Genomic DNA, 20,748 nt, shown 5'->3' on the forward strand with positions numbered 1-20,748 from the left:
GTCTGACGCCGTCGCGGGCCCGGACTCGGCTGTGCCCGATGTACCGGTCGTGTCTGAGGCGTCCGCTGCCTCTGCGGGGCTCGCTGCGTCCGGGGTGCCTGTCGTCCGAGCTGCGTCTGACGCTGTGGTGGGTGGGGATTCGGCTGTGCCCGATGTACCGGTCGTGTCTGAGGCGTCCGCTGCCTCTGCGGGGCTCGCTGCGTCCGGGGTGCCTGCCGTCCGAGCTGCGTCTGACGCCGTCGCGGGCCCGGACTCGGCTGTGCCCGATGTACCGGTCGTGTCTGAGGCGTCCGCTGCCTCTGCGGGGCTCGCTGCGTCCGGGGCGCCTGCCGTCCATGCCGCGCCCGGTGCCGCGGGTCGGGGATCCGACGTGGTCGGCGTGCCTGCGACTTCGCGTCCCTCGTGTCGGCGTCGCTGGGTGCGTCGGGCTGTCGGTGGGGTGGTTCTTGTGGTGCTCGCGGTGGTGCTGGCCCTGCTGGCCGCCGGGATCGCGCTGCGGGTGAACTACGCGGGGGAGCCGTCCGACGGTACGTACACGCGGAACCAGGACGCGATCTGGCTCGGGCACGCCTGGGTGGACGGGCGGAAGGGCGACGCCGATGTCGCGGCGCTCGCGCGGCGGCTGCACGGTACCGGCATCCGTGATCTGTATGTGCACTCCGGGCCGCTGGAGCACGACGGCACGCTGCCCAAGTCGGCCCATCCGAGGGCGAGTTGGCTGATCGACGCCGTGCACCGCGCACTCCCCGGTGTCCGCGTCCAGGCATGGCTGGGCGATGTACTGGCCACCGAGGGCCCCGACGGGCTGCGCCTGGAGCGCGCCGAGACCCGAGCGGCGGTCGTCAGCAGCACCCGGCGGATCCTCGCCGCCGGGTTCGACGGCGCCCACTTCGACCTGGAGCCGCTGCACTCCGGCGACCGCGACTACCTCTCCCTGCTGGACGACCTGCGCCGCGTCACCCGCCGGCACGGCGCCGTGCTCTCCGTCGCCGCCCACCAGATCGACCCGCTGCCCGCCCTGCACTCCGTCTTCGGCGCGGTCGCCGGCCACCCCAAGTGGTGGTCGCAGGCGTACTTCGGTCAGGTGGCGCGCCGCGTCGACCAGATCGCCGTGATGTCGTACGACACCATGCAGCCGCTGGAGAGCCTGTACGGCGGCTATGTCGCCCAGCAGACCGCCCTGGCGCTGGAGGTCACCCCGGACTCCACCGACCTGCTGATGGGGCTGCCCTTCTTCCGGGAGAACCGCTTCGGCCACTGGGCGCACGCCGAGACCGTCCCGGCCGCCGTCCGGGGCGTCCGGCTGGGCCTGTCCCGCACGGACGCCGACCGGGTCCGCTTCGGCGTCGCCCTGTACGTGGACTTCGCCGCGACGGAGGCGGACTGGGCGGCCTACCGGTCGGACTGGGTGCGCTGACTCCCGGCGCTCCAGCGCTCCAGCGCTCCGGCGCTCCGGCGCTCCGGCCGAGCGAAGTCCGCTTCGGCCGCGCCCGAAGGGGCGCGGGGTTGTATAGATGTGCGGCTCCGCCGCGTGGGCTCGACCGGCCACGATGCTGCCGCGGCCGACCGACGGCGCCTCCCGGCCCTTGCTAGCCCTTCCCAGCCCTTCCCGTGGCGGGCTCAGCTCGCGCCGGTCCGCCGCCTGATCTTCGAGCCCAGCCACACCAGCGGGTCGTACTTGCGGTCGACGGCCCGCTCCTTCATCGGAATCAGCGCGTTGTCGGTGATCCTGATGCCCTCGGGGCACACCTCGGTGCAGCACTTGGTGATGTTGCAGTAGCCGAGGCCGTGCTCGTCCTGGGCCGTGGCCCGGCGGTCCAGGCCGGCCTCGGCGGCGGCGTCCAGCGGGTGCATGTCCAGCTCGGCGACGCGCATCAGATAGCGCGGACCCGCGAACGCCTTCTTGTTCTCCTCGTGGTCGCGTACGACATGGCAGGTGTCCTGGCACAGGAAGCACTCGATGCACTTGCGGAACTCCTGCGGGCGGTCCACGTCCTCCTGCATCATCCGGTACTCGCCCGGACCGAGGTCCGCGGGCGGCACGAACGACGGAACCTCCCTGGCCTTCTGGTAGTTGAAGCCGACGTCGGTCACCAGGTCGCGGATCACCGGGAAGGCACGCAGCGGGGTGATGGTGATCGTCTCGTCGCGGCCGAAGACCGACATGCGGGTCATGCACAGCAGGCGGGGCTGCCCATTGATCTCGGCGGAGCACGAACCGCACTTGCCCGCCTTGCAGTTCCAGCGCACCGCCAGATCGGGCGCCTGGGTGGCCTGGAGGCGGTGGACGATGTCCAGGACCACTTCGCCGTCGTTGACCTCGACCCGGAAGTCCTCCAGGCCGCCGCCCTCGGCATCGCCCCGCCACACCTTGAAACGGGCCTCGTAGCTGCTCACTCGTACAGCTCCTCTTCGGCGAGGTACTTGACCAGCTCCTCCTTCTCGAAGAGGGCGAGCAGGTCGGGGCGGATGGGCTCGGTGGTCTCGCGGGTCAGGGCGATCCGGCCGCGCGCCGGGTCCGGGTCCGGGTCCGCGAGCCCGTCGGCGGGGCGGGCGAGCGCGCACAGCAGGTTGACGTTGCGCCACGCCCGGTCCATCGCCGGACGGTCCTCGCGGGTGTGCCCGCCGCGCGACTCCGTGCGCTCCAGCGCCGCGCGTGCCACGCACTCGCTGACCAGCAGCATGTTCCGCAGGTCGAGGGCGAGGTGCCAGCCCGGGTTGAACTGCCGGTGCCCCTCGACGCCGGCCCGCCGCGCCCGCGTCCGCAGCTCGGCCAGCTTCTTCAGGGCCTGCTCCATCTCCTGCTCGCGGCGGATGATGCCGACCAGGTCGTTCATCGTCTGCTGCAGTTCCTGGTGCAGGGTGTACGGATTCTCCGGCGGGCCGTCCGCCGCCTCGCCGTCCGCCGCCATCGCGCCGCCGCCCGCGGAGAACGGCCGCAGCGCCTCCGCCGCCGCCGCGTCGACCTGCTCGTCGGACACCCGCGGGCGGTCGTCCGCCGACGCCGCCGCGTGCTCCGCCGCGTGCAGGCCGGCCCGGCGCCCGAAGACCAGCAGGTCGGAGAGCGAGTTGCCGCCGAGCCGGTTGGAGCCGTGCATGCCGCCGGCCACCTCACCGGCCGCGTACAGGCCGGGCACGCCGCGTGCCGCCGCCGTGTCGGAGTCGACCGCGATGCCGCCCATCACGTAGTGGCAGGTCGGCCCGACCTCCATCGGCTCCGCGGTGATGTCGACGTCGGCCAGTTCCTTGAACTGGTGATACATGGACGGCAGTCGGCGCCGGATCACCTCGGCGGGCATCCGGGTCGACACATCCAGGAACACCCCGCCGTGCGGGGAGCCGCGGCCCGCCTTGACCTCGGCGTTGATGGCGCGGGCGACCTCGTCGCGGGGGAGCAGCTCGGGGGGACGCCGGTTGTGGTCCGGATCGTCGTACCAGCGGTCGCCCTCCTCCTCGGACTCGGCGTACTTCTCCTTGAAGACATCGGGGATGTAGTCGAACATGAACCGCTTGCCGTCGGAGTTGCGCAGCACGCCGCCGTCGCCGCGCACCGACTCGGTGACGAGGATGCCCTTCACGGACGGCGGCCAGACCATGCCCGTCGGGTGGAACTGCACGAACTCCATGTTCAGCAGCGGCGCCCCGGCGAGCAGCGCGAGCGCGTGCCCGTCGCCGGTGTACTCCCACGAGTTCGACGTGACCTTGAAGGACTTGCCGATGCCGCCGGTGGCGATCACCACGGCGGGCGCCTTCAGGACGAAGAAGCGGCCGGTCTCGCGGTCGTAGGCGAAGACGCCCGAAACCTCCCCCCGGCCTTCGGCCGGGGGGACCCCCATCTCGCTTCGCTCCCCGTCCTTGAGAATCCTGGTGACCGTGCACTCCTGGAAGATCTTCAGCCGGGACTCGTAGTCGCCGGTGACGCGGTGGTCCTCCTGCTGGAGGGCGACGACCTTCTGCTGGAGGGTGCGGATCAGCTCCAGGCCGGTGCGGTCGCCGACGTGCGCGAGGCGCGGGTACTCGTGGCCGCCGAAGTTGCGCTGCGAGATCTTCCCGTCCTTCGTACGGTCGAACAGCGCGCCCCAGGTCTCCAGCTCCCACACCCGGTCCGGGGCCTCCCGCGCGTGCAGCTCGGCCATCCGCCACTGGTTGAGGAACTTGCCGCCGCGCATGGTGTCGCGGAAGTGCACCTGCCAGGTGTCGTTCTCGTTGACGTTGGCCATCGCCGCCGCGATGCCGCCCTCGGCCATCACCGTGTGCGCCTTGCCGAACAGCGACTTGCAGATCACCGCCGTACGGGCGCCGCGCTCCCGCGCCTCGATCGCGGCGCGCAGCCCGGCACCGCCGGCGCCGATCACGACGACGTCCCACTCCTGTCGGTCGACCACGGACATCAGTAGGCCCTACCCCAATCTAGAAGAAGCGCGGATCGTCGAAGGCGCCGGAGGCGAGCAGGTACACATAGAAGTCGGCGAGCGCCACGCTCATCAGCGACGCCCAGGCCAGCTGCATGTGACGGGCGTTGAGCCGGCCGACGAACTGCCACGCCCGATAGCGCACCGGGTGCTGGGAGAAGTGTCTGAGCTTGCCGCCGACGATGTGCCGGCAGGAGTGGCAGGACAGGGTGTACGCCCAGATCAGCACGATGTTGGCCAGGAACACCAGGGTGCCGAGACCCATGTGGCCCCACCGGTAGTGCGCGTCGCGGAAGGACAGCACGGTGTCGTAGGTGAGGACCCCGGCGACCAGGAGCGCGGCGTAGAAGAAGTACCGGTGGAGGTTCTGCAGGATCAGCGGGAAGCGGGTCTCGCCGGTGTACTTCTTGTGCGGCTCGGCGACCGCGCAGGCCGGCGGGGACGCCCAGAAACCGCGGTAGTACGCCTTGCGGTAGTAGTAGCAGGTCAGGCGGAAGCCGAGCGGGAAGATCAGGATGATGATCGCGGGGGAGATCGCCCACCAGCTGCCGAAGAGGTCGGCGTTCGGGCCGGCGTGCATCGTCGTGCAGTTCTCCGCCAGGCAGGGCGAGTAGAACGGCGAGACATACGGCGCCGCGTAGTAGTCCGCGTTGGCGAAGGCCCGCCAGGTCGAGTACACGATGAAGGCGAGCAGGCCGGCCGCGGTGCCGGCCGGGGCCAGCCACCAGCGGTCGGTCCGCAGATGCGGTGCGGCGATCGCGGCGCGCGTACGGGTGCGTACGCCGCCGCCGGTGCTGGGAGGTTCCGTACCAGTGGCCAATGGATGACTCCGGTCGGGTTCGGATGGCGGGGCCCGCGGTTGCCTCCCGGGGGAGGCGGTGGCGGTCGCGCCTAGGGGGCGTGGCGGTCGCGGGCGCCGAGACCTTCGTCGTCCGAGTCCGTCCACAGGCTGACGTCGTACGGTGCGTCGGAGATGGTGACGAGATCGGGGCGGCGCGGCTGGGAGCGCCCGGGGGCCGCCTCCCGCAGCAGTGCCACGCTCTCGCGCAGGTGATCGGCGTCGGCGCGGACGCGGCGCATCTCCAGTCCGCCGCGCCCGAGCTGCTGCTCCAGGCGGCCGACGGACCGGAACAGCTCGTCGAGGCAGCGCTGGACCGACGTCAGGTCGTCGTTCATGGACATGACGTGACCTCACTTCCACGGACCTCTCGGTCCCAGGCGGCAACGTTCATGCGCCTGCGAGTGTTGCGCGTCACACCTGCCGATGTGAAGGCGTGTGCAGCGATTGGCGAATCGTGGCCCATCACCGCACGCCCGCACGCGCTCTGTGCGCCGGGGCGCGTGTTGCGCCGCACGGGTGGCTTGGCAGCCCGCGCCGCCGTGTCGCCCCCGGCCGACGAACCCTTTCCTCTTCAGTGGGTCCATAGATCTGATCAGCTCCAAAATACCGCCAAACGTGATCAGAACCCACCTTTGTCACCGGGCTCCCCGGAGGTAGCACGATGTCCCATGTCGGCGTCGGACCGCACGCGATCATGCGCTCGGCCGCCTTCCTCACCGCGGGCACGCTCGTGGTGTCCGTCCTCGCCGGTTGCGGCTCCGACGACGAGGCGAGCAGTCCACTGGCCGCACAGGACATCGCCGCCGTCTCCCGCGACAAGGTCACCGACGGCGGCACCCTGCGCTGGGCCGTGGACGCGCTGCCCGAGACCCTGAACACCTTCCAGGCCGACGCCGACACGGGCACCAACCGGGTCGCCCAGGCCGTCCTGCCGTCGATGTTCCGCCTCGACGCGAACGGCAGCCCGGTCCGCAACCCCGACTACCTGGAGTCCGCCAAGGTCATCGAGACCGAGCCCCGCCAGGTCGTCCTCTACAAGCTGGACCAGCAGGCCGTGTGGAGCGACGGCCGGGAGATCGGCGCCGCCGACTTCGCCGCCCAGTGGCGCGCCCTGTCCGGCAAGGACACCGCCTACTGGACCGCCCGCAACGCCGGGTACGACCGCATCGAGAAGATCGAACGCGGCGCCAACGACCTGGAGGTCCGGGTCACCTTCAGCCGCCCGTACGCCGACTGGAAGTCACTGTTCTCGCCGCTGTACCCGAAGGACGTCATGGGCACCCCCGACGCCTTCAACGACGGCGCGCGCCGCGGGCTCAAGGTCACCGCCGGGCCGTTCCGGCTGGACAAGGTCGACACCCAGGCCCGGGACATCGTCCTCACCCGCAACCCGCGCTGGTGGGGGCACCCCGCGAAGCTGTCCGAGATCGTGCTCCATACCGTGCCCCACGACCAGCGGGCCACCGCGCTGGCCAACGGCACCGTGGACCTCGCCGACATCGACCCCGCGGACGTCGAGCGGATCAGAAGCGCCGGGCAGGGCAGCGGCGGCGCCCCCCTCCAGGGCGCCGGACGCACCTCCGCGAAGAAGCTGCGCGAGCAGGACGCCCTGATGAGCGACATCGAGGTCCGCAAGTCCCTGGAGCCCGCCTACACCCAACTCGCCCTCAACGGCTCCGAGGGTCCCCTCGCGGACGAGCGGGTGCGCCGTGCCGTCGCCCGCGCCCTCGACCGCAAGGGGCTCGCCAAGGTGGTGCTCGGCCCCCTCGGCCTGCCCGCCGTCCCGGTCGGCAGCCACCTCGCCCTGTCCGGCCAGCCCGCCTACGCCGACGGCAGCGGCTCCCTGGGCAGCCAGGACACCGCGGAGGCGCAGTCCCTGCTCGCGGACGCCGGGTGGGTGCCCGGCGGTCCGATCACGGAGAAGAAACCGGACAAGGCGGCCGGCGCCCAGGCGGACAAGGAGTCCGAGGGCGGCGAGGAGGGCACCTACGTCGTCGGCGATGACGACAAGCCGCCGCACGGGGCCACGGGCGACAACAAGCCACCACACCGGGCCGCAGGGGACGACGCGAAGGACCCCGAGGTCCCCCAGGTCCCCGCGGAGCGTGCGGAGAAGCGCAGCGTGACGGAGCCGGGCGGCGAGGGCGGCGAGCGCCTCGTCCAGGACGGCGGACAGCACCCCGACAAGCACCCGCCGCAGGGCGGGGCGCCCGGTGCGTACGCCCCGCGGGGCACCGCCGCGCCGGCCGCCGCGTCCGGGCCGCTCGCCAAGGACGGCAAGGCGCTCACGCTCCGCTTCGTGCTCCCCTCGGGCCCCGGCTCGGAGTCCCTGCGGGCCGTCGCCGACCGGATCTCGCAGATGCTGGACAAGGTCGGCATCGTCACGGAGATCACCAAGGTCCCGGACGAGAGCTACTTCAAGGATCACATTGCCTCCGGCCAGTACGACCTCGCCCTGTACTCCTGGCCGTCCTCCGCCTTCCCCGCCACCGACGCCCGCCCGATCTACGCCAAGCCGGTCCCGGCCGCCGACGGCTCGGTGAACGTCGAGCAGAACTACACCCGGATCGGCACCGACCAGGTCGACCAGCTCTTCGACCAGGCCGTCGCCACGCTCGACGAGGACGAGTCGCGCTCGCTGATCCACAAGGCCGACTCCCACATCTGGGCCGCGGCCGGTTCCATCCCGCTCTACCAGCGCCCGCAGCTCACCGCCGTACGCAAGAACCTGGTCAACGCGGGTTCCTTCGGGTTCCAGACGCCCCTCTACGAGGACATGGGATTCCTGAAGAAGGGGGCGAAGGCGGCGCCCGGACCGTCCGGTGACTGAGACCCCCGGGGCTGAGGAGGTCCCCGCCCGCGGCGGCACGTAACATGGGGTGAGGCCGTGGCGTGTCAAGCCCGGCAGGGCCCGCGCCGCACCAACCGGCGCGAGGGCCTTCCTCACACCCCGGGAGTACGCCGCACTATGGCTGTGACCACGACGCGTCACGACATCCGCAACGTCGCCATCGTCGCCCACGTCGACCACGGCAAGACCACCATCGTCGACGGCATGCTCAAGCAGGCCGGCGCCTTCGCCGCCCACCAGCTCGACCAGGTCGACGATCGCGTCATGGACTCGAACGACCTGGAGCGTGAGAAGGGCATCACGATCCTCGCCAAGAACACGGCGGTGAAGTATCACCCCAAGGACGGCGGGGACCTGATCACCATCAACATCATCGACACCCCCGGCCACGCCGACTTCGGCGGCGAGGTCGAGCGCGGTCTGTCGATGGTCGACGGTGTCGTGCTGCTCGTGGACGCCTCCGAGGGCCCGCTGCCGCAGACCCGCTTCGTGCTGCGCAAGGCGCTCCAGGCCCGGCTGCCCGTCATCCTGTGCATCAACAAGACGGACCGGCCCGACGCCCGCATCGACGAGGTCGTCAACGAGACCTACGACCTGTTCCTGGACCTGGACGCGGACGAGGAGCAGATCGAGTTCCCGATCGTCTACGCCTGCGGCCGCGACGGCATCGCCTCGCTGACCAAGCCGGACAACGGCACCGTCCCCACCGACTCCACCAGCCTGGAGCCGTTCTTCTCCACGATCCTGGAGCACATCCCGGCCCCCACCTATGACGAGGAGGCCCCGCTCCAGGCCCATGTCACCAACCTGGACGCGGACAACTTCCTCGGCCGTATCGCGCTGCTCCGGGTCGAGCAGGGCGAGCTGCGCAAGGGCCAGACGGTCGCCTGGATCAAGCGCGACGGCTCGATCGGCAACGTGCGCATCAGCGAGCTGATGATGACTGAGGCGCTCACCCGCAAGCCCGCCGAGAAGGCCGGGCCGGGCGACATCTGTGCCGTCGCCGGCATCCCCGACATCATGATCGGCGAGACCCTGGCGGACCCGGAGAACCCGGTCGCGCTGCCGCTGATCACGGTGGACGAGCCCGCGATCTCCATGGTCATCGGCACCAACACCTCTCCGCTGGTCGGCCGCGGCGGCACCGGCAAGGGCGCCGAGAACAAGGCGGCCGTCAAGGACCGCAAGGTCACCGCCCGCCAGGTCAAGGACCGCCTCGACCGCGAGCTGATCGGCAATGTCTCGCTGCGTGTGCTGGAGACCGAGCGTCCGGACGCCTGGGAGGTGCAGGGCCGCGGTGAGCTGGCGCTGGCCATCCTGGTCGAGCAGATGCGCCGCGAGGGCTACGAGCTGACGGTCGGCAAGCCGCAGGTCGTCACCAAGGACGTCGAGGGCAAGGTCTACGAGCCGGTCGAGCGCATGACGATCGACGTGCCCGAGGAGCACATGGGCGCGGTCACCCAGCTCATGGGCGTCCGCAAGGGCCGGATGGACAACATGTCCAACCACGGCTCGGGCTGGGTCCGTATGGAGTTCGTGGTGCCCTCGCGCGGCCTGATCGGCTTCCGTACGGAGTTTCTGACCCAGACCCGCGGCACGGGCATCGGCCACTCCATCCACGAGGGCCACGAGCCCTGGTTCGGCCCGCTGCAGACCCGTAACAACGGCTCGCTGGTCGCCGACCGGGCCGGTGCCGTCACCGCGTTCGCCATGACCAACCTCCAGGAGCGCGGCGTGCTGTTCATCGAGCCGGGCACCGAGGTGTACGAGGGCATGATCGTCGGCGAGAATTCGCGCTCCGACGACATGGACGTGAACATCACCAAGGAGAAGAAGCTCACCAACATGCGGTCGTCGACGGCCGACGTGGCCGAGTCGATCGTGCCGCCGCGCAAGCTGTCGCTGGAGCAGTCGCTGGAGTTCTGCCGCGACGACGAGTGCGTCGAGGTGACCCCGGAGGCGGTCCGCATCCGCAAGGTGAACCTGGACGCCCGCGAGCGGGCCCGCGCCGCGAGCCGCGCCAAGCACGGCTGAGTCCGGACGCGGTCCACGGGTCCTGAGCCACGAGAGGGCCGGGCCTCCCTCGGGGAGCGCCGGGCCCTCTCGCCATGTCCTGACCTTCTACGGCCCCCTGGTGTCCCCGTTGTCCTCTGTTGCGCTCTGTTGTGCTCTAGGGAAAACCCTTGGATCCGCTCGGGAGTCGGCACGGCGTGACCGACTCCCACTAGTCTTTGGCCGCTGTGCCTCCGGCGCGCGCCGGACGGCCTCGGGGCCTCGGCGTCATGCCCGTTGTCCGATTCGCACGGTGTGCGGGTACGCCGGATGGACCCCGCACGAAGCAGAGTCTCACCGCAACCGGATTTCCGGTCCGAGCGTCCGGAATGCGGACACTCGGAGCCGATAGATGTGTAACAAGTCCGTTTCGCAGGGATCTTTCAGCAAACCCTTTGTCCGGATTTTGGAAGATGTTCGCGCCAGGTGTGATCGAACCGAGACCTTACGGATGTGGTTCGGTCTTCGCCCATGGCAGATAGTTAGGCGCGTAGAGCTCGAATCAACGGGTCATGCGCTGGAGGCGGCGCCGACCTGCGAGCGCGGGGAGTGCACCTCATGGTTTCAGGCGCCGGTGACGGCGAAGTGTCGTGTGCTTCCTTCTGCGGTGAATCAATGGACTCATGAGGAGGAGCCCCATGCGTGGTGCCAAGAGCGCCAAGTGGGTTGCGATAGCCGCCGTTGTGGCGCTGGGCGCGACGGCCTGTGGCGGTGGCGGGGACGACGGCAGCTCGGGCAGTGGCAAGGGCAAGGGCAACGGCGTCGTGTCGGTGGAGATCGGCGAACCGCAGAACAGCCTGGTCCCCACCAACACGTACGAGACCGAGGGCGGCCAGGTCATCAACGCCCTCTTCACGGGTCTGACCAAGCTTGGCGCCGACAACAAGGTCGCCAACGCCATGGCGGAGTCGATCGAGTCCAAGGACAACAAGGTCTGGGTGATCAAGCTCAAGTCGGGCTACACGTTCCACAACGGCGAGAAGGTCACCGCCCAGTCCTTCGCCGACGCCTGGAACTACGGCGCCAACCAGACGAACGCTCAGCAGACCAACCCGCTGTTCAGCCACATCCAGGGCTATGCGGACCTGAACCCGGGCGAGGGCAAGAAGCCCAGGACCGACAAGCTGTCCGGTCTGAAGGTCGTCGACGACAACACCCTCCAGGTCACCCTGAACGGTGCGTTCTCGGCGTTCCCGGCGCAGCTGTCGTTCTCCGGGTTCGTGCCGCTGCCCAAGGCGTTCTTCAAGGACCCGAAGGGCTTCGGCGAGGCCCCGATCGGCAACGGTCCCTTCAAGATCAAGGGCACGTTCAAGCACAACGAAGGGATCGACACCGCGAAGTACGACAAGTACCCGGACGCCTCGAAGATCGAGGTCAAGGGTGTCCACTTCAAGATCTATTCGAACCTGGACACCTCCTACAAGGACCTCGTCGCCGGTAACCTCGACGTCCAGATCGTCATCCCCAACTCGGGCCTGCCGACGTACCACAAGGACCTGCCGGGCCGTTACATCGACGAGGCCGACTCCGGTGTCGGTTACATCGGCTTCCCGATCAAGTACAACAAGGCCTTCCAGAACGCGGACCTCCGCAAGGCCATCTCCATGTCGATCGACCGCAAGACGATCACCTCGAAGATCTTCCTCGGCGCCCGTACGCCCGCGGACGACTACATCAGCCCGATCGTCGACGGCTACCGCAAGGGCGCCTGCGGCGACGCCTGCACGCTGAACCCGGCCAAGGCCAAGGAGCTCTACAAGGCGAGCGGGGGCCTGCCGGGCAACACGCTGGAGATCGGTTACAACGCGGACGGTGACCACAAGGCGTGGGTCGAGGCGGTCGCCAACCAGATCCAGCAGAACCTGGGCATCAAGGTCACGGCCAAGCCGTTCGAGCAGTTCCAGACCATCCTGAACGACCTGGACGCCAAGAAGTACCAGGGCGCGTTCCGTATGGCATGGAACATGGACTACCCGGACGCGGAGAACTACCTCCGCCCGATCTTCTCGAAGGAGGCCATCGCCAACGGCTCCAACTACTCGGGTTACATCAACGAGGACTTCGAGAAGCTGCTCGTCCAGGGCGACCAGGCTCCGACGCACGAGGAAGCGGTGAAGAAGTACCAGGAGGCGGACGACATCCTGTTCAAGGACATGCCGTACATCCCGGTGTACTTCTACACCCTGAACTCCGGCTTCAGCGACAAGATCAAGTCGATGAAGATCGCCGGCCACAACATCTTGTGGGACACGGTAAAGCTCAGCTGACCAGGATCTGAGCATTCCTGACACAGCGTCACGGGGTGAGCAGGGGGAGGAATGGCCTTCCGCTGCTCACTCCTGCTGCCGTCTCCCGTCCGACCGTGCCGATCCCCTCCGGCTGCGGTCGGGCCGAGTCCCCCCTCTGGAGTACCCATGGGCCGATACGTCGTGCGCCGCCTCCTGCAGGTGATCCCTGTGGTGATAGGCGTCACGTTCATCATCTTCTGCCTGGTCTTCGCTCTGCCCGGCGACCCGATCCAGGCACTGGCCGGCGACAAGCGCGCCGATCCCAACATCGCGGCGATCCTTCGCGCGCAGTACCACCTCAACGAACCGCTTTACCAGCAGTACTGGCACTACATCAGCGGCGTCTTCACCGGTGACCTCGGCGAGACGTACAACGGACGTGCCATCTCGGACATCGTCTCCCAGCGGTTCCCCGTCACCCTGAAGCTGGGGCTGACCGCGTTCGCCATCGAGGCCGTCATCGGCATCGTCGCGGGCATCTTCTCCGCCCTGAAGAAGGGCAAGTTCATCGACAACGTCGTGCTGATCTCGACGCTCGTCCTGATCTCGATCCCCGTCTTCGTGCTCGGTAGCGTGCTCCAGCTGGAGTTCGGCGTGAAGCTCAAGTTCACTCCGGTCGCCGGCATCGACAAGGGCTGGCCGCAGAGTTACATCCTTCCCGCCATCGTGCTCGCCTCGACCTCGATGGCCTATATCGCCCGCCTGGTGCGGACGAGCATGACGGAGTCGGTCCGCGCGGACTACGTCCGTACGGCGATCGCCAAGGGTCTGCCGCAGCGGCGCGTCATCGGCGTGCACGCGCTGCGCAACTCCCTCATTCCGGTGGTCACCTTCCTGGGCTTCGACCTCGGTGCTCTCATGGGTGGTGCGATCATCACCGAGCGCGTGTTCAACATGCCCGGCATCGGCGGCCAGCTGGCCCAGTCCGTCTATCTGCGCGAACGGCCCGTCGTCGTCGGTCTGGTGACCCTGCTCGTCCTGATCTACCTGGGCGCCAACCTCCTCGTAGACCTGCTGTATGCCGTGCTCGACCCGAGGATCCGCTATGAGTGAGAACACGATAGAGCGGCCCACCACCGACGAGGCCGCCATCGCCAAGGAGATCGAGGCCGAGGAGAAGGCCGCGGCCCGGCAGGCGAGCCTGCTCAAGGACGGCTGGGCGGATCTGCGCAAGCGGCCCATGTTCCTCGTGACGGCCTTCATCATCGTGTGCCTGCTCGCCCTGGCGATCGCGCCCAGCCTGTTCACGGGCCGCTCCCCGTTCTCGGACGGCTTCTGCCAGCTCCAGAACTCCATGAACGGACCGTCCTCCGGGCACCTCTTCGGCTACGACGTCCAGGGCTGTGACATCTACACGCGTACCGTGTACGGCGCCCGCAACTCGATCGTCGTCGGCGTGGTCACGACCGTGGCCACCACGCTGCTCGGCGGTCTGCTGGGCATGCTGTCCGGTCTGGTCGGTGGCTGGATCGACGCGCTGCTGTCCCGTATCACCGAAGTGTTCTCCGCCCTGCCGCTCATCGTCGGCGGTCTGCTGATCATGTCGATCTGGGGCGGCGGCGACGTCTGGTCGGTGTCGTTCATCATGGCGATCCTCGGCTGGCCGCAAGTCTTCAGGATCATGCGCGGCGAGGTCATCGGCAACAAGTACAACGACTATGTGATGGCTGCCCGGGCGCTGGGCGCGGACTCGGGGCGGATCGCGTTCCGGCACATCCTGCCGAACACGCTCGCCCCGGTCATCGTCGTCACCACGATGAACCTGGGTGTCTACATCGCTGCTGAGGCCGCCCTGTCCTACCTGGGCATCGGCATCCAGTACCCGAACATCTCCTGGGGCGTCATGATCAGCGACGCCCAGGACCGGTTCCTGACCAGCCCGCACGCCCTGCTGTTCCCGGCAGGTGCCCTGTCCATCACCGTGTTGGCGTTCATCGTGCTCGGCGACGTGGTTCGCGACGCCTTCGACCCCAAGACGCGCTGAGGGAGGCGTACGTGACCATCATCGACCCGACGGACGCCGTCCCGGCTCCGCGCCCCGGCGACCCCGACCGGACCGGTCCGCTGCTCGAAGTGCGTGATCTGCACGTCGAGTTCCAGACCCGTGAGGGCGTGGTCCGCGCCGTCAACGGCGTCAACTACTCCGTGAATTCCGGCGAGACACTCGCCGTGCTCGGCGAGTCCGGCTCCGGCAAGTCCGTGACCGCGCAGGCGATCATGGGCATTCTCGACATGCCGCCGGCCCGTATCCCCAAGGGGGAGATCCGCTTCTACGGCCAGGACATGCTCACCATGTCCGGCGAGGAGCGGCGCAAGCTGCGCGGCGCCCGAATCGCGATGATCTTCCAGGACGCCCTCTCCTCGCTGAACCCCGTGCTCTCCGTGGGCTTCCAACTCGGCGAGATGTTCCGCGTCCACCAGGGCCTGTCCAAGAAGGACGCCAAGGCCAAGTCCATCGAGCTGATGGAGCGGGTCAAGATCCCGGCCGCAGCGGCCCGCGTCAACGACTACCCGCACCAGTTCTCGGGCGGTATGCGCCAGCGCATCATGATCGCCATGGCGCTCGCCCTGGAGCCGGACCTGATCATCGCCGACGAGCCGACCACGGCCCTCGACGTGACGGTCCAGGCCCAGGTCATGGACCTGCTCGCGGAGCTCCAGCGTGATTACCAGATGGGCCTGATCCTCATCACCCACGACCTCGGCGTCGTGGCGGACGTGGCCGACAAGATCGCTGTGATGTACGCGGGCCGGATCGTGGAAACGGCGCCGGTGCACGAGTTGTACAAGCGCCCCGCGCACCCCTACACCCGCGGTCTGCTCGACTCCATCCCGCGCCTGGACCAGAAGGGCGAGGAGCTATACGCGATCAAGGGCCTACCGCCCAACCTGCTGAAGGTGCCGAGCGGCTGTGCCTTCAACCCGCGCTGCGAGAAGGCACAGGACATCTGCCGTACCGAGCGTCCGCAGCTGGTCCCGGTGACCGAGGCCGACGGCACGGAACTGCCGGGCCGCGCCAGCGCGTGCCACTTCTGGAAGGAGACGATCCATGGCTGAGTCGACCAAAGCCGACGAGCCGACAGGCGCGACGTCGAACGTCTCCGACGTGGAGGTCGCGGACGTGCACACCGAGGACGAGGCGGTCGCCGCCCTCGACACCCCGGTGGACCGGGGCGAACCGATCCTCCAGGTGCGCAACCTCGTCAAGCACTTCCCGCTGACGCAGGGCATCCTCTTCAAACGTCAGATCGGCGCGGTCAAAGCCGTAGACGGTGTCTCCTTCGACCTGTACCAGGGCGAGACCCTGGGCATCGTGGGTGAGTCCGGCTGTGGCAAGTCGACCGTCGCCAAGCTGGTGATGAACCTGGAGCGCGCGACGGCCGGCGAGATCTTCTACAAGGGCCAGGACATCACCAAGCTGTCCGGGCGCGCCCTGAAGGCCGTACGGCGCAACATCCAGATGGTCTTCCAGGACCCGTACACCTCGCTCAACCCGCGGATGACGGTGGGCGACATCATCGGCGAGCCCTTCGACATCCACCCCGAGGCGGCCCCCAAGGGGGACCGGCGCCGCAAGGTGCAGGAGCTGCTGGACGTCGTCGGCCTCAACCCGGAGTACATCAACCGGTACCCGCACCAGTTCTCCGGCGGCCAGCGGCAGCGCATCGGCATCGCCCGCGGCCTCGCGCTCAACCCGGAGATCATCATCTGCGACGAGCCGGTATCGGCCCTGGACGTGTCCGTCCAGGCGCAGGTCATCAACCTGATGGAGCGGCTCCAGGACGAGTTCAACCTGTCCTACATCTTCATCGCGCACGACCTGTCGATCGTCCGGCACATCTCGGACCGGGTCGGGGTGATGTACCTCGGCAAGGTGGCCGAGATCGGCACCGACGAGCAGATCTACGACCACCCGACGCACCCCTACACCCAGGCGCTGCTGTCGGCGGTCCCCGTGCCGGACCCGGACGCCCGCGAGAACCGCGAACGGATCATCCTCACCGGTGACGTACCGTCCCCGGCCAACCCGCCGTCGGGCTGCCGCTTCCGCACCCGCTGCTGGAAGGCCCAGGACAAGTGCTCCCAGGAGGTCCCGCTGCTGGCGGTCCCCGAGCGTTTCAAGGGCTCGGACACTCCGGCGGCCCACGAGTCGGCCTGTCACTTCGCCGAGGAGAAGGACGTCGTCCACGCGGCCTGATCCGTACGCGGCACGCCCCCCGTTCCCGTACGCGGCACGCCCCCGGTTCCCGGCACCCGCCCAGGTGCCGGGAACCGGCGTTTTCCGGCGAAGGGGTTCGCCCCTTGGGCGTCAGGCGGTTGCCTGTGCGCGGGCCCAGTGGCAGGCGGCCTGGGGTGTGCGGTCGGCGGCGAGTGGTCCGGGGTCGTCGGTGTGGCAGCGGTCGGCGAGGCCCGCCTGCCGGGCTCTGCCGTCGGCGAGGACCGGGCAGCGGGCCCGGAAGCGGCAGCCGGTCGGGATACGGGAGGGGTCCGGGGGTTCACCGGCCAGGACGACCGGTTCGCCCGGCGCCTCCGGCAGGACCGACAACAGGGCCTGGGTGTACGGGTGCCGGGGCGCGGTCAGCACCTCTTCGACCGGGCCCGTCTCCACGATCCGGCCCAGGTACATCACCGCGACCCGGTCGGCGATGTTCCAGGCCAGCCCGAGGTCATGGGTCACGACCAGGGCGGCGAGCCCCAGTTCGGTGCGCAGCCGCAGCAGCAGGGCCAGGATCTCACCGCGGACGGAGGCGTCCAGCGAGGCCACCGGCTCGTCGGCGACGAGGAGTTCGGGTTCCAGGACGAGCGCGCCCGCGATCACCACCCGCTGGCGCTGGCCGCCGGACAACTCGTGCGGATAGCGCAGGAAGAAGCGCTCCGGCGGCCGCAGTCCCGCCCGGGACAGGGCGTCGGCGACCGCCGTGCGTTCGTCTCCCGGATGCCCGTGGATGCGCAGTCCCTCGGCCACCGCGTCGTACACGGTGTGCCGTGGGTTCAGTGATCCGCTGGGGTCCTGGAGCACCAGCTGGACCCGGCGCCGGTACGCCCGCAGGGCCCGCGACGAGTACTCCAGCGGCTTCCCGTCGAACCGCACGCTTCCCGAGGCGGGCCGTTCCAGACCGAGCAGCGACCGGGCCAGCGTCGTCTTGCCGCAGCCCGACTCGCCGACCAGTGCCACGATCTCGCCGGCCCGGATGTCCAGTTCGACACCGTCCACGGCCCGTGCCTCGGGGGCACCGTGCCGCCCGGGGAAGGTCACCCGCAGCCCCTGGGCGCTGAGCAGGGGAGACGCTGGTGTCGTCATGCGGTGCTCCTCGTGTCCGCCGCCCCGGCGGCCGGTGCCGGTCCCGGGACGGGCGCGGGGATGTGTACGCAGGCGGCCCGCCGTCCCCCGGTCACCTCGCGCAGCTTCTGGTCCTCGGTGGCGCAGCCGTCCAGGGCGACCGGGCAGCGCGGATGGAACGCACAGCCGGAGGGCAGCGCGAACGGATCGGGCGGGTCGCCGGGCAGCCCCTGGGGGGCGAACCGGGAGGCCGGATCGCCGATGTGCGGGAACGCCGTGGACAGCGCCTTGCCGTACGGATGCCGGGCGTCCTCGTGGACCGTGCGGGCGGGGCCCTCCTCGACCACCCGGCCCGCGTACATCACCGCAAGCCGGTCGCAGGTGTCGGCCAGCACCGCCAGATCATGGCTGATCATGATCAGCCCCAGGTCCTGCTCGGTGACGAGCTGTTCGATCAGCCGCAGGATCTGCGCCTGGATCATCACGTCCAGGGCCGTGGTCGGCTCGTCGGCGATGACCAGCCGCGGGTCGCAGGCGAGCGCCATGGCGATCATGACCCGCTGCCGCTGGCCGCCGGAGAGTTCGTGCGGGTACGCCGCCGCCCGGGCCGCGGGCAGGCCGACCTGTTCCAGGAGTTCACCGGTCCGCTTCCGTGCCGCGGCGGCGGTCGCCCTGCCGTGCAGCAGGATCGGCTCGGCGATCTGGTCGCCGACCCGGTGCACGGGGTTGAGCGAGTGCATGGCGCCCTGGAAGACGATCGACGCGCCCGCCCAGCGCACCGCCCGCACCCGCCCCCAGCGCATCGCCAGGATGTCCTCGCCGTCGAGCAGGATCTCCCCGCCCACCCGGGTGCCGGCGGGCAGCAGCCGCAGCAGCGCCAGCGCCAGCGTGGACTTGCCGCAGCCCGACTCGCCGGCGATCCCGAGTTTCTGCCCCGCCGCAAGCGACAGGTCCACGCCGCGCACGGCGGCGGCCCCGCCGGCATAGGTCACCGTCAGGTTCCGGACGTCGAGGAGCGTCAACGGGTCACCCCCAGCCTGGGATTGAGCACGGACTCCACCGCGCGCCCGCACAGTGTGAACGCCAGCGCGACCAGGGCGATCGCGATGCCGGGCGGCACCAGGTACCACCAGTCGCCGGCGCTGACCGCGCCCGCCTCCCGCGCGTCCTGGAGCAGCCCGCCCCACGAGACGACCGTCGGATCGCCGAGGCCGAGGAAGGCCAGGGTGGCCTCGGCGAGGATGGAGGAGGAGACCATCAGCGTGGTCTGGGCCAGCACCAGCGGCATCACATTGGGCAGCACATGCCGGGTCATGACGTGCCAGTGGCCGCCGCCGAGCGCCCTGGCCCGTTCGATGTACGGACGGGACTCCACCGCCAGCGTCTGCGCCCGCACCAGCCGCGCGGTCGTCGGCCAGGAGGTGACACCGATGGCGAGGACGACCGTGCCCAGGGAGCGGGACATGACGGTGGCCAGCGCGATCGCGAGCACCAGCGTCGGCATCACCAGGAACCAGTCCGTGATCCGCATCAGCACGGTCCCGTACGCGCCCCGGAAGTGACCGGCGCAGATCCCGACCACCGCGCCGATCGCCACCGACAGCACGGCGGCGAGCAGCCCGACCAGCAGGGAGACCCGCGAGCCCCAGACCAGCAGGCCCAGCAGATCGCGTCCGAACCGGTCCGTGCCGAGCGGGAACTGCCCGCTGGGCGCCGCGAGCGGACTGCCCGGCGCGTCGGTCACGTCGGTCACGTCGGAGCCGACCGTCAGCGGCGCGGTCAGGGCCACCAGCGCGAACAGGACGAGCGCGGCGAGGCCCAGCAGCCCGGCGCGATGGGTGCGGTACTGCCGCCAGAACCGTGCGGCGGAGCGGCGGCGCCGCTGCCGGGCCAGGGCTCGCGGGCCGGGCTGTGCCGCCTCGGCGCTCATCGGCCCACCCGCGGATCGAGCAGGGGATAGAGCAGATCGGCCAATGTGTTCATGACGATCACCGCCGCGGCGAAGAAGAGGAACAGGCCCTGCACCAGGGGCAGGTCGGGCACGCTCAGTGCCTGGTAGAAGAGTCCGCCGAGGCCCGGCCAGGAGAACACCGTCTCGACCAGGATCACACCGGCGACGGTCCGCCCGAGGTTGACGAAGACGAGGGTGACGGTGGGCAGCAGCGCGTTCGGTACGGCGTGCCGACGCCGTACCAGATCGTCCCGCAGGCCCTTGGCGCGCGCGGTCGTCAGATAGTCGCTGCCCATCTCGTCGAGCAGCGCCGAGCGGGTGACCAGCAGCGTCTGCCCGTACTCGACCGCGACCAGGGTGAGCACCGGCAGGACGAGATGGTGGGCGACGTCGAGGACGTAGGCGAAGCCCTGCTCGCCGCCCGATTCCATGCCGCCGGTCGGGAACAGTCCGGGCACGGGCCCGAGGCCCACCGAGAACACGATGATGACCAGCAGGCCGAGCCAGAACGACGGGACGGAGTACAGGGTCAGCGCCAGGCCGGTGTTCAGCCGGTCGCCGAGGCGTCCGTGCCGCCATGCCGCCCGGGTGCCCAGGTACATGCCGAGCGCGGTGTACAGCAGGAACGCGGTGCCGGTCAGCAGCAGGGTGTGCGGCAGGGCCTCGGTGATCTTGTCGATGACCGGGGTGCGGAACTGGTACGAGGTGCCCAGATCGCCGGTGAGCGCCTTGCCGCAGTAGTCGGTGAACTGTTCCCACAGCGGCAGGTCCAGCCCGAACTCCCGCCGGTATTCGGCCAGTTGCTCGGCCGAGACCTGTCGGCCGAGCGTCATGGTCTTGACCGGGTCGCCGGGGATCAGCCGGAACAGGAAGAAGCCGGTGACGAGGACGGCGAGCAGGGAGACGACGGCGCCGCCCACCTTTGCGGCCCCGTACCGCAGATAACCGGTCCAGGTGCCGGACCGCGGCCCGTGGGCCGTCGGCCCGGCGGGAGACGGACCGGCGGCCTCGGCCGGCGTCGATGTGATGTCAGCGGCCATGGCGGACCGCCTGCTGAGTCGGTGCGCTGATC

At 69.7% G+C, this 20,748-nt stretch carries 16 protein-coding genes; 8 read left to right on the forward strand and 8 right to left on the reverse strand.

The genetic code is table 11. The annotated features are described in order from the left end of the window. Positions 1 to 379: 379 nt before the first annotated feature. Positions 380 to 1,417 (forward strand): hypothetical protein, encoded by a 1,038-nt coding sequence (locus ACWEKM_RS25750; protein WP_451623591.1) that lies wholly within the window; start codon positions 380 to 382, stop codon positions 1,415 to 1,417. Positions 1,418 to 1,620: 203 nt separating this feature from the next. Here ACWEKM_RS25750 and ACWEKM_RS25755 read toward each other — a convergent pair whose 3' ends face one another. The 4 genes from ACWEKM_RS25755 to ACWEKM_RS25770 all read right to left on the reverse strand — a co-directional run bounded on the left by ACWEKM_RS25755 (position 1,621) and on the right by ACWEKM_RS25770 (position 5,594). Next, entirely contained in the window at positions 1,621 to 2,397 is a 777-nt protein-coding gene (locus ACWEKM_RS25755) for a succinate dehydrogenase/fumarate reductase iron-sulfur subunit (protein ID WP_451623592.1), read from the reverse strand. Then, a complete protein-coding gene (locus tag ACWEKM_RS25760; RefSeq protein ID WP_451623593.1) occupies positions 2,394 to 4,391 on the reverse strand; it encodes a fumarate reductase/succinate dehydrogenase flavoprotein subunit in 1,998 nt (665 codons plus the stop codon). Before ACWEKM_RS25760 ends, ACWEKM_RS25755 begins: the two co-directional genes overlap by 4 nt. Positions 4,392 to 4,410: 19 nt before the next feature. Then, complete coding sequence (locus ACWEKM_RS25765; protein WP_451623594.1) at positions 4,411 to 5,232, reverse strand: hypothetical protein; 822 nt, start codon at positions 5,230 to 5,232, stop codon at positions 4,411 to 4,413. 71 nt (positions 5,233 to 5,303) lie between these two features. After that, complete coding sequence (locus ACWEKM_RS25770) at positions 5,304 to 5,594, reverse strand: hypothetical protein (RefSeq protein WP_451623595.1); 291 nt, start codon at positions 5,592 to 5,594, stop codon at positions 5,304 to 5,306. Between the two features lie 320 nt (positions 5,595 to 5,914). On the opposite strand from ACWEKM_RS25770, the gene ACWEKM_RS25775 reads away from it, so the two are divergent. The 7 genes from ACWEKM_RS25775 to ACWEKM_RS25805 all read left to right on the forward strand — a co-directional run bounded on the left by ACWEKM_RS25775 (position 5,915) and on the right by ACWEKM_RS25805 (position 16,642). After that, positions 5,915 to 8,083, forward strand: coding sequence for an ABC transporter substrate-binding protein (locus ACWEKM_RS25775; protein ID WP_451623596.1), 2,169 nt, complete (start codon positions 5,915 to 5,917; stop codon positions 8,081 to 8,083). A gap of 138 nt (positions 8,084 to 8,221) precedes the next feature. After that, on the forward strand, positions 8,222 to 10,138 hold the full coding sequence (gene typA / locus ACWEKM_RS25780; protein WP_451623597.1) for a translational GTPase TypA: 1,917 nt from the start codon (positions 8,222 to 8,224) through the stop codon (positions 10,136 to 10,138). A 656-nt stretch (positions 10,139 to 10,794) separates the two neighbouring features. Further along, positions 10,795 to 12,423, forward strand: a complete 1,629-nt coding sequence (locus tag ACWEKM_RS25785; protein WP_451623598.1) for a peptide ABC transporter substrate-binding protein — start codon at positions 10,795 to 10,797, stop codon at positions 12,421 to 12,423. 147 nt (positions 12,424 to 12,570) lie between these two features. Beyond that, entirely contained in the window at positions 12,571 to 13,497 is a 927-nt protein-coding gene (locus ACWEKM_RS25790) for an ABC transporter permease (protein ID WP_451623599.1), read from the forward strand. Beyond that, positions 13,490 to 14,428, forward strand: coding sequence for an ABC transporter permease (locus ACWEKM_RS25795; RefSeq protein ID WP_451623600.1), 939 nt, complete (start codon positions 13,490 to 13,492; stop codon positions 14,426 to 14,428). The genes ACWEKM_RS25790 and ACWEKM_RS25795 overlap by 8 nt, the downstream gene beginning before the upstream one ends. Positions 14,429 to 14,439: 11 nt before the next feature. After that, a complete protein-coding gene (locus tag ACWEKM_RS25800) occupies positions 14,440 to 15,501 on the forward strand; it encodes an ABC transporter ATP-binding protein (RefSeq protein WP_451623601.1) in 1,062 nt (353 codons plus the stop codon). Continuing rightward, positions 15,494 to 16,642, forward strand: a complete 1,149-nt coding sequence (locus ACWEKM_RS25805) for an ABC transporter ATP-binding protein (protein WP_451623602.1) — start codon at positions 15,494 to 15,496, stop codon at positions 16,640 to 16,642. Before ACWEKM_RS25800 ends, ACWEKM_RS25805 begins: the two co-directional genes overlap by 8 nt. A gap of 111 nt (positions 16,643 to 16,753) precedes the next feature. Here the strand turns inward: ACWEKM_RS25805 and ACWEKM_RS25810 are convergent, their stop codons facing one another. Genes ACWEKM_RS25810 through ACWEKM_RS25825 form a run of 4 tightly spaced genes read right to left on the reverse strand, consistent with a single transcriptional unit; the run spans position 16,754 to position 20,716 of the window. After that, positions 16,754 to 17,746 (reverse strand): ABC transporter ATP-binding protein, encoded by a 993-nt coding sequence (locus tag ACWEKM_RS25810; protein WP_451623603.1) that lies wholly within the window; start codon positions 17,744 to 17,746, stop codon positions 16,754 to 16,756. Then, entirely contained in the window at positions 17,743 to 18,747 is a 1,005-nt protein-coding gene (locus ACWEKM_RS25815) for an ABC transporter ATP-binding protein (protein WP_451623604.1), read from the reverse strand. The genes ACWEKM_RS25810 and ACWEKM_RS25815 overlap by 4 nt, the downstream gene beginning before the upstream one ends. Then, positions 18,744 to 19,655, reverse strand: coding sequence for an ABC transporter permease (locus ACWEKM_RS25820; protein ID WP_451623605.1), 912 nt, complete (start codon positions 19,653 to 19,655; stop codon positions 18,744 to 18,746). The genes ACWEKM_RS25815 and ACWEKM_RS25820 overlap by 4 nt, the downstream gene beginning before the upstream one ends. Continuing rightward, positions 19,652 to 20,716: an ABC transporter permease gene (locus ACWEKM_RS25825; protein WP_451623606.1), complete on the reverse strand. Its 1,065-nt coding sequence runs from the start codon at positions 20,714 to 20,716 to the stop codon at positions 19,652 to 19,654. The genes ACWEKM_RS25820 and ACWEKM_RS25825 overlap by 4 nt, the downstream gene beginning before the upstream one ends. Positions 20,717 to 20,748 lie beyond the last annotated feature (32 nt).

Source organism: Streptomyces sp. NPDC004752, assembly GCF_053601275.1.